General features: G+C 70.1%; 4 protein-coding genes. All 4 read left to right on the top strand.

The features are described 5' to 3' along the window. A partial coding sequence (locus ACFQ36_RS22165) for a DHHA1 domain-containing protein (RefSeq protein WP_377017645.1) occupies positions 1 to 157 on the top strand: 157 nt, incomplete at its 5' end. A gap of 75 nt (positions 158 to 232) precedes the next feature. After that, positions 233 to 760, top strand: a complete 528-nt coding sequence (gene ruvX / locus ACFQ36_RS22170; protein ID WP_377017639.1) for a Holliday junction resolvase RuvX — start codon at positions 233 to 235, stop codon at positions 758 to 760. Continuing rightward, positions 757 to 1,983 (top strand): endolytic transglycosylase MltG, encoded by a 1,227-nt coding sequence (gene mltG / locus ACFQ36_RS22175; RefSeq protein ID WP_377017641.1) that lies wholly within the window; start codon positions 757 to 759, stop codon positions 1,981 to 1,983. Before ruvX ends, mltG begins: the two co-directional genes overlap by 4 nt. Beyond that, positions 1,950 to 2,459 (top strand): shikimate dehydrogenase family protein (locus tag ACFQ36_RS22180; protein ID WP_377017643.1); only part of this gene is annotated, 510 nt, incomplete at its 3' end. The genes mltG and ACFQ36_RS22180, both read left to right, overlap by 34 nt.

The raw sequence follows: 2,459 nt of genomic DNA on the forward strand, positions 1-2,459 counted from the left end.
CGGTGTCAAGGCCGGCGCCCTGGTGAAGCTCGCCGCCGGGGTGCTCGGCGGCGGCGGCGGCGGCAAGGACGACGTGGCCCAGGGCGGCGGCAGCGACCCGGCAAAGGTCGGGGAAGCCCTTACGGCCATCGCCGGCGCGGTTGCCAACCGGGGCTAGCCGGTGACAGCGCACAGCGTTCCACCCGGATCTCCCGGACCGGCACGGGGGGTCCGGTTGGGCGTGGATGTGGGCATGGCCAGGGTCGGGGTGGCGGGCAGCGACCCCGACGGCATCCTGGCCACCCCGATCCGCACCTTGAAACGGGATGCCCGCAAGGACAGCGACATCAGGCTGCTGGTGCGGGAGGCCCGCGAGCGTGGCGCGGTCCAGATTTTCGTGGGCCTGCCCCGGACCATGAAGGGCGGGGAATCGGAGTCCACCCGGATGGCCCGGGATTACGCCGTGCGCCTGGTCCAGGCCTTGGCCGCCGCGGATTTGCGGATATCGGTTAATCTAGTGGACGAACGTCTGACCACCGTGTCGGCGCACCGCTCCCTGCATTCCGCCGGCGTTGGCGGCCGGGACCACCGCAAGGTGGTGGACCAGGCCGCCGCGGTGGAGATCCTACAGCAGGCGATCGACATGCAGCGGTCGCTGGGCCGGGACGTCGGCACCGTGGTGGCAGCACCGGCCGGCGGCCGGGATGGGATGCGGACTGCCGGACAGGACCAGCCCGGGAGCACGCAGGAAGAACAGTACGGCGCAGGGGAGACACAGTGAACGGATCCCAACACGGGCAGCGCAGGCGGCGGGCGACGGAGCCCGACGAGGGGCTGGACCTGTTGTACCGGGAGCGGCGTGCCGCGAGAATGCGCCGGCCGGCGGCGGGCAGCCATGCGCGCCGCTCCACCCTCAAGGGCAAGAAGCTGACGGCCAGGCAGCGCCGGCGGCGGCGGGGCAGGATCATCCTGTTCTCCGTGCTGGGCGTCTTTGCGGCCGGGCTGGTCGGCATGGTGCTCATCCTGCAGAGCCTGCTGGGCATGCACGAACCCCAGGACTACGCCGGGCCCGGCGGCAAGGAAGTCACCTTCACCGTCGAGCAGGGCGCCGGCCCCATTGCCATCGCCTCCGCCCTGACTGAGCAGGACATCGTCGCCTCCAGCAAGGTGTTCCTGGACGCCCTGGCCAGCCAGGCGCAGGGCCGGGAAATCCAGCCCGGCCAGTACACCCTGAAGCAGGAAATGCCGGCCAAAGACGCTGCCGCCGTACTGCTGGCGGACGAAGGCTCCAAGGTGGCGTACGCAGCCATCAACCGGACGCTGCGCCAGCACGAGGTCTTCAAGGTCCTCTCCGAAGGCACCCGCATTCCGGTCTCCGACTTCGAGGCGCTGGCCAAAAACCCGCAGGCGCTGGGACTGCCCACCCAGGCGCACAACCTCGAGGGTTACCTGTTCCCGGGTGAGTACCGGTTCCCGCTCGATGCCACGGCCGAGGACATTCTGAAGCAGATGGTCGGCAACACCATCGCGCGCCTGGAGCAGGACGGCATCACCGATCCCAACGAGCAGTTCCGGGTGCTGACCATCGCCAGCATCGTCGAGGCCGAGGCGGGGGAGGCGGACTACGGCACGGTGGCCGGCGCCATCATGAACCGGCTCAAGCCCGACAACAAGGAGACCGCCGGCCTGATCCAGTCCGACGCGACGGTCACCTACGGGCTGAACCGCAAGAGCTACGACATCACGCCCGAGGAAAAGGCGGACAAGTCCAACCCGTACAACACCTACGCCCATCCCGGACTGCCCGCGGGCCCGATCAATTCGCCGGGCGGCCCGGCCATCGACGCGGCCGCCCATCCCAAGGACGTGCCCTACTACTATTGGGTGACGGTCAACCTGGACACCGGCGAAACCAAGTTCTCCAAGACCCTGGCCGAACACAATACCTACACCAAGGAGTACCTGAACTGGTGTTCGACGCAGAAGGCCGGCCGGTGCAGCTGACGCCGGGCACCGCCCCGCAAGCCCCTGCAGCACGGCCCGGTCCGAAGTACCGGGCAGCGGTGCTGGGCCACCCGATCGGGCATTCGAAGTCGCCCGCCCTGCACCGGGCCGCCTACGCCAGCCTGGGCTTCGACTGCAGCTATGAGGCCATCGACCTCACCGAAGAGGAACTGCCCGGTTTCGTCGCCGGCATCCGCGCCGCCGGTCCCGGAACCCCCGCCTGGGCGGGATTGTCGGTGACCATGCCGCTGAAGGCGGCCCTGGTGCCCCAGATGGACGCGGTCAGTCCCCTTGTGGAGCGGCTGGGCGTGCTCAACACCGTGGTCATCCACCGGGACGACGCGGACGGCAGCGGGGGAACGGTGCGCCTGACCGGGCACAACACCGACGTGGCCGGAGTCGCCGGGGCGCTGGGCCATGCCGGCGCCCCGGCCCGGGCCCGTGCCGTGATTCTCGGTGCCGGCGGGACCGCCGCG

Source organism: Arthrobacter sp. GCM10027362 (assembly GCF_042679445.1).
Taxonomy (GTDB): Bacteria; Actinomycetota; Actinomycetes; order Actinomycetales; family Micrococcaceae; genus Crystallibacter.

Bases quoted from the DNA above. Each gene is read 5' to 3' on its own strand.
- ruvX (WP_377017639.1), top strand. From the start codon at position 233: ATGGCCAGGGTCGGGGTGGCGGGCAGCGACCCCGACGGCATCCTGGCC.